This is a genomic window from Porphyromonas sp. CAG:1061 (genome assembly GCF_000435035.1).
Classification (GTDB): Bacteria; Bacteroidota; Bacteroidia; order Bacteroidales; family Porphyromonadaceae; genus Porphyromonas_A; species Porphyromonas_A somerae.
In genome coordinates this window covers 8,519-15,680 of sequence record NZ_HF988931.1, presented here as the reverse complement: position 1 = coordinate 15,680, position 7,162 = coordinate 8,519, and the positions used below count along the sequence as shown (strand labels likewise).

At 47.1% G+C, this 7,162-nt stretch carries 6 protein-coding genes; 3 read left to right on the top strand and 3 right to left on the bottom strand.

Features of this window, described 5'->3' with window-relative positions:
- Positions 1 to 623: 623 nt before the first annotated feature.
- From QVO39_RS06675 to QVO39_RS06665, 3 genes are read left to right on the top strand one after another with little or no spacing between them, the layout of a single operon-like run.
- Positions 624 to 2,252: an ABC-F family ATP-binding cassette domain-containing protein gene (locus QVO39_RS06675; protein ID WP_021903528.1), complete on the top strand. Its 1,629-nt coding sequence runs from the start codon at positions 624 to 626 to the stop codon at positions 2,250 to 2,252.
- A gap of 23 nt (positions 2,253 to 2,275) precedes the next feature.
- Positions 2,276 to 3,256: an N-acetyl-gamma-glutamyl-phosphate reductase gene (locus tag QVO39_RS06670; protein ID WP_021903527.1), complete on the top strand. Its 981-nt coding sequence runs from the start codon at positions 2,276 to 2,278 to the stop codon at positions 3,254 to 3,256.
- A 6-nt stretch (positions 3,257 to 3,262) separates the two neighbouring features.
- Entirely contained in the window at positions 3,263 to 4,156 is an 894-nt protein-coding gene (locus tag QVO39_RS06665; protein WP_021903526.1) for an MlaD family protein, read from the top strand.
- Between the two features lie 83 nt (positions 4,157 to 4,239).
- Here the strand turns inward: QVO39_RS06665 and QVO39_RS06660 are convergent, their stop codons facing one another.
- The 3 genes from QVO39_RS06660 to QVO39_RS06650 form a co-directional block, all read right to left on the bottom strand.
- On the bottom strand, positions 4,240 to 6,165 hold the full coding sequence (locus tag QVO39_RS06660; protein ID WP_021903525.1) for an NAD(+) synthase: 1,926 nt from the start codon (positions 6,163 to 6,165) through the stop codon (positions 4,240 to 4,242).
- Between the two features lie 10 nt (positions 6,166 to 6,175).
- A complete protein-coding gene (gene serB, locus QVO39_RS06655) occupies positions 6,176 to 6,976 on the bottom strand; it encodes a phosphoserine phosphatase SerB (protein WP_021903524.1) in 801 nt (266 codons plus the stop codon).
- Positions 6,973 to 7,162, bottom strand: a 190-nt coding sequence (locus tag QVO39_RS06650; RefSeq protein ID WP_288171887.1) for a DUF5715 family protein, incomplete at its 5' end; no start/stop codon positions are given. The genes serB and QVO39_RS06650, both read right to left, overlap by 4 nt.

Here is a 7,162-nt window from a genome sequence, read left to right as displayed (position 1 = left end):
TAGTCACGCCGATGGTACTTTTAACAAGGGAGAGTAGGTAGTCGCCATTTTACAGAGAGAGACACTTTAGGAATTTTTTCCTAGAGTGTCTCTCTTCTTTTTTGTGCGCTTCACTGCCACTTGCCTCTCCACCGCCGCTTCTGTAGCCAATCTCGGACGAGTCGGACGAGTCGGACAGGTCGGAGAAGTCGGACAGGTGGGCAACTGCTGACCAATGCTATGAAGAGGACCAATGTATTACCTTGCTTTATCTAGAGCTCTCTAGGGAGCAAGGTAGGTGTGGCTCTTTGGTATCTTTGTGCTTGTTGATTGCATATTTATTGCGTTTGTGGGGGTGACTTGTGCATTCCTTTTTAGTTTCTTCCTTGGGGTTGTGAGAACTATCCTTTCGGCTTCATCGTCATTTTTTATCATTTCCAAAATACTATTTATTTCATATCTATAGTCAATTGTGATTGTGTTTCAGTTCGCATTCATTTATTTTTGCTATAGGTATGTTGTTTTTATATTCTTATATATTGGAATTATTTGTAGTATTATGGATTTCATGGTCATTCTTTCTGATAGCTAGATGTTATTTGGTATCTTTGCTTATAATTTACCATAATAGTAGTAAGTAAGAGATGATTCAACTAAGTGATCTAGCGATACAATTTGGGGGGCGTACCCTTTTTCAAGATGTAAATATGCAGTTTTTGCCAGGCAATTGCTATGGCATTATTGGCGCTAATGGAGCGGGAAAGTCTACGCTTCTTCGTATTATCAGTGGGGAGTTGGACCCTACTAAAGGGATGGTGTCGATGGCTCCTGGTGAGCGTCTTTCAGTATTAAGTCAGGATCACTTTGCTTTTGACCACCTTTCGGTGATGGATACGGTGCTCACGGGGCATACAGTACTTTGGGATATTATGCAGGAGAAGGATGCTCTCTATGCAAAGCCCGACTTTAGTGATGAGGATGGTATCCGTGCGGCAGAGCTGGAGGAGAAGTTTGCTGAGATGGAGGGGTGGAATGCCGAGAGTGATGCGGCACAGCTGCTCTCGGGCCTGGGCATAAAGGAGGCTTTTCACTATCAGATGATGGGTGACCTGAGCAATAAACAGAAGGTGCGGGTGCTACTGGCAAGAGCACTCTTCGGTAAGCCTGATAATCTGCTATTGGACGAGCCTACCAACGACTTGGACCTGGATACGGTGCAGTGGCTAGAGAACTATCTGGCAGATTTTGAGAATACGGTACTGGTAGTAAGCCACGACCGTCACTTCCTCGACTCTGTATGTACGCATACGGTGGATATCGACTACGGCAAGGTGCAGCAGTTTAGTGGTAACTATAGCTTCTGGTACCAAAGTAGTCAGCTTGCCCTTAGGCAGCAGCAACAGCAGAATAAGAAGGCGGAGGAGAAGAAGAAGGAGTTGGAGGAGTTTATCCGTCGATTTAGTGCCAATGTGGCGAAGAGTAAGCAGACCACTAGCCGTAAGAAGATGCTGGAGAAGCTCAATGTGGAGGAGATCAAGCCCTCTACTCGTCGCTACCCAGGTATCATCTTCACCCCTGAGCGTGAGGTGGGTAATAAGATATTGGAGGTGAAAGGGTTGACGGCCTATGCTGGTGGCGATGGTGAGGAGACGCTATTATTTAAGAATATCAACTTCAATATTGAGAAGGGGGATAAGGTGGTATTCCTCTCGCACGACCCTAGAGCGATGACTGCTTTTTTCCAAATCATCAATGGCGAGGAGAAGCCAGCCGAGGGTACATTTGAGTGGGGGCAAACGGTAACGACTGCCTACTTGCCTTTGGATAATAGTGCCTACTTCAATACGGATTACGACCTGATTGAGTGGATTTCGCAGTTTGCACAAGATACCAATGAGGTCTTTCTAAAGGGGTACCTCGGACGAATGCTCTTCAATGGAGATGAGCTGAAGAAGAAGGCGAGTGTGCTATCAGGAGGAGAGAAGATGCGTGTGATGATCGCTCGAATGATGCTACAAGATGCCAATGTGCTGGTCCTCGATACGCCTACTAACCACTTGGACCTTGAGAGTATCCAGTCTTTTAACAATACGCTGATTAACTATTCTAGCATCGTGCTATTCAGTAGTCACGACCACGAGTTTATCAATACAGTGGCTAATCGTGTGATTGAGTTAGGTCCTAATGGTATCATTGATAAGATGATGAGCTATGACGACTATATCACCGACCCAATAGTCGCTGAACAGAAAAAGAAAATATACGGCGAGTAGCTGAAGAATGAAGTCTAGTAGTTATGTATAAAGTAGGGATTGTAGGGAGTGAAGGTTATGCGGTAGGGGAGCTATATAACCTATTGGTACACCACCCAGATGTACACCTAGAGATGATCTATGCTCCCCAACGTGCGGGAATGAGTGTGGCGGAGCTATTCAATGACCTCAACTCTATGCGTACACTCAATTTTACTGATGAGCTACAGTTGGAGGGACTGGATGTGCTTTTCTTGTGCCTACAATCTGCAGCGAGTACCCGAGAGTTTTTGCAACGCTTTGAGATGCCCGAAGGGATGAAAGTGATTGACTTTTCCCAAGAGTATCGACATACCGACCCTGAGGAGACGGGCTTTGTATATGGGCTGCCAGAGGCCAATCGTAGAGCACTTACCAAAGCTACCAAGGCTTCAGTGCCTGGGGCGTTTGCATCGGCTATTCAGACGCCTCTGATCCCGCTAGCTAAGCACTTGCTACTCAATAGCGATATCCACGTCACTTCTGTGGCTGGAAAAACGGAAGCACTCGCTCGTCCGCGTGTAATCTCTGGCATCACTTATGATATGCTCTTTGATAACTTCCACGTACTACAACCATTAGAGCATCGGCATATTGGTGAGATTGAGCGGACGCTACGTAATATCCAGAATAGCTTTGATTCGGAGATTGTCTTTATCCCTATGCGGGGAGACTTTAATAGGGGAATCTATACGACGCTTTATCTTGACTGTCCTCTTGATATTGATAGTGTGCGAGCAATCTACGAGGAATATTTTGATGATCACTCCTTTGTGCATATCGTCGATACTTATCCAGATGTACGTGATACGGTCAATACCAATGAGATGCATATCCATCTCTCAAAGCACGGCGATCGGCTCCTGATTGTCAGTACTATGGACAACCTGATGAAGGGAGCTGCTGGCACGGCAATTCACATTATGAATCTGATGCTGGGACTGGTGGAGAGTACAGGTCTTAATATCAAGCCTTTAATATTCTAGTGAGTTATGGAGAAGAGTTTTAATCATAAGCAAAAGGCCACTCTGATAGGGGTCACTACTTTGGCGACTATATTGATGTTTTACTTTGGGTTTAACTTTCTCAAAGGCATCAATGTATTCGAACAGAATAATACCTATTATGCCACTTTCTCTAATCTCCAAGGCGTAGACCGCTCTACTTCGGTCTACCTCAATGGGTATAGAGTGGGTAATGTGCGGAGTATCAAGTTCGATTATAAGCACTTTAATGGAAATGTGGTGCAACTCTCCCTTAATTCAGAACTGCAAATCCCTCTCAATACAGTAGCTGTTATCCGTGATAACCCATTGGCAGGTGGCTCTATACATCTGATGACACCAGAGGAGACAACAGGTTATGTAGCCCATGGCGATACGTTAGTGGGGCAGTCGACGGTCGACTTCCTATCCAAGATATCAGATGAGTTATTGCCTAACCTTAATGCTGCTATTCTATCTATTGACAGCCTCAGTGGTAGTGTGAATGGATTAATTAATAGTACGGAGGTTCAGGAGATTATGTCTCAACTCAATGCCTCTACCAAGGCGATTAGCTCAACTACTCGTCGGTTGGATGGTTTGATGTCGGGGACGGTGCCCAGGATACTTGATAGTGTAGAGGCATCGGCAGGCTCGGTGCAAAGTGTCACTGGTAAAATAGAGGAGGCCAATATTGAGCAAACCCTTGCCGACTTCTCTCGCGTGGTATCGGAGTTGAAAGCCGTCTCCGTGCAGCTTAATAGTAAAGAAGGCAGCCTCGGACTGCTCCTCAATGATCAGCAACTGTACCAGAAGCTTGATTCCGCAGTATTGTCGGCCGATAGCTTGCTCCAAGATATTAAGGCCAATCCAAAGCGGTACGTCCGCTTCTCCCTGTTTTAATATAGAGCTTTACACATAAAATATAAATAGAGCCGATGGGGCGTATGCCCTATCGGCTCTCTTTGTATATAGTGGTTACGGGGTTAGAACTTGTCGATGGCTTCTAGCCACATCTCTGCCGACGCATCACTAGGCATACGCCACGTGCCACGAGGAGAGAGGGATACTACACCCACCTTTGGTCCATCTGGCAGGAAGTTGCGCTTGTACTGCTGTGCGAAGAAGCGACGAGCAAAGATCTTCATCCACTCCTTGAGCTGCTCTTTGGTATAGATACCATCAAAGGCCTTACGAGCAAGATAGAATATCTTGTTGGGGGAGTAGGCATTCTGAAGCATATGGTAGATAAAGAAGTCGTGCACCTCATAAGGCCCGATGATGCTTTCCGTCTGTTGCTTCAATGCTCCCTTGGTGAGCTCTGGACTTACTGGGGTGTCCACGATATCTCTCAGCAATTGGGCTAGTTTCTCACTATCGAAGAGCTTGGTATCTGCAAAGTGCTGTACCATCATCCTTACCCCTGTCTTAGGGATAGAGCCGTTGATGCTGTACATACTTGCGTGGTCGGCATTGAACGTACACCAGCCGAGTGCCAACTCACTGAGGTCGCCAGTACCGAGTACAAAAGCCCCCTCCATATTGGCAATATCCATCAGCACCTGAGTCCGCTCCCGTGCTTGTGCATTTTCGTAGGTGGTATCTTCCGTAGTGCCGTTGTGCCCAATATTCTTCAGGTGTGCGATAGATGCCTCGCTAATAGAGACTTCCTTCGAGGCAACACCAAGAAGAGAAACCAGTTTTTTAGAGTTTTGATAGGTGCGGTCACTAGTGCCAAGGCCTGGCATCAGTACCCCGATCACATCCTTGCGATCACGGCCTAGCATATCCATTGTACGCACAGCTACGATAAGGGCGAGTGTGCTATCCAAGCCACCACTTACACCAATCACCACCTTTGATCCCTTCAGGTAATTGAGTCGCTGAGCGAGTGCTACCATCTGGATTTGGCACATCTCTTCACAACGCTCAGTAAGGTTGGTTGTAGAAGGCATAAAAGGATTCCTCTCCACCGGACGAGTCATCTCAAAGCTCTTATCCGCCTCCTTGAGTTGGAATGGTACCACACTTAGTTTATCCCCACCTGCATAGACTGAGGCCGCTGTACGGAAAGAGCTATTGATCAGGCGCTCTGTGCGGATGCGCTCTACGTCGATATCGCTTACGAGCAACTTTTCTGCTAGCTCGAAGCGCTCCATCTCTGCCACAATCTCTCCATTCTCAGCGATAAAGGCCTTCCCGCTATAGACAAGGTCTGTGGAGCTTTCGCCAAAACCGCATGAGCAGTAAACGTAGCCAGTGATTGCCTGACTAGAGAGAGAAGAGACAAGCGACTTGAGGTATTTATTCTTCCCCGCATTCTCGTTGCTCGCCGAGAGGTTGAAGATAAGGTGTGCTCCATTGAGTGCCAAGCGAGTGCCTGGTGTTACGGGCGTCCACATATCCTCACAGATCTCAATGCCAACCCCTACATCGCCACACTTAAAGATAATGTCGTGCCCAATCGGTACCTCGTGAGTCCCGATAGTCACAGTGGAGTAGGAGAGCTCTAGCGAGCTATCAAACCACCGCTTCTCCTGAAACTCCCGATAGTTGGGCAGATAGGTTTTGGGTATGGCTCCTAGTATCTTCCCCTCTTGGATTGCTACTGCGGCATTGTATAGCTTCTCCTCCGCCCTTAGTGGCATGCCCACGATGATGAGCATCTTAAGGTCCTTGGTGCGTTCCGCCAATTGGCAGATGGCCTTCTCAGCCTGTTCGAGCAAGAAGGGTTGTAAAAATAGGTCTCCACAGGTGTATCCTGTGATAGAGAGTTCAGGGAAAGTGAGCATCTCTACATTTTGTTCCTCTGCACGGCGAATCATCGCCTCGTGACGCTCTACATTGTAGAAGCAGTCTGCTACTTTGACGAATGGCACTGCTGCGGCCACTTTTACGTATCCGTACCTCATATATTTAGTATTAGTTTGTAAATTCTTTGCATAAAATCTGTTGAACACACTTCATTAGTGGCAGGGGGTGATGGGGAGTGGCGTGTAAAAGTATGCACGACCCCACGTGGGTCATCATCTCTAGGTCGTTATAGCCATCGGCCACTACTACGATATCTTTTGGCAGAATTTGATGCTCCTCTGCCAATTGCCTCAGCACCTCCCACTTGGCCTCGGGCGAGAGTATTGGGCCACTGATGCGACCGGTGACTTGCCCATTATCCAATTCCCATCTAGTGGCAAAGCAGTGCTCAATACTCGTTATCCTTGCAATGTACTCGGCATATTCACTCCACGCACCAGAAATGATTGCGGTTTTGATCCCCTTGATTTTCAGAGAGGCAATCAATTCTTTTGCTCCCTCAGCCAGAGGAAGTAACTGATAGATATTCTCCAAACGCTTCACACTCGTTCCTTGTAAAAGGGCCACCCTTTTCTCGTAATTGTGACTCCAGTCTTTAGCCCCATTAAGGGCCTCCTCAGTGAGCCGTCTCAGCTCCTTTCCTACCTCTGGCGTTACCCCTTGCGTGGCAATAGTGTGTATAAATTCGCTGGCTACTAGCGTGCCATCAAGGTCAAATGCCACCAGCTTAGGTTGGGTAAATGAGGGGTTAACGTATTGGATCAGCACCTCTTCCCTGCGTACACGGTCAATAAGTTCCTTGAGCAGCTGCTTACGGCTTATTGGGTCGTGTACATTTTTTATCTCCTGATACCTTTCGTCGTCTGGAGAGATGATTCGGACTAAAGGGTTGGTGCTAATAGGTCTCATCGTACAGTGATATGAAAGCAGGCTTGTTGACGCTCATGCTTGATGTAGCAACGCTCTTGATTGTGATACCTCTTGAGTACCATGGCGAGAAGGTGCTTCAGCTCTTCCTCCGATAGGTCACGTGGGTCATTAGGGTCTACTTTGTCAAACCTTTTCCACGATATATCTACCGTAGTTCCATACCTA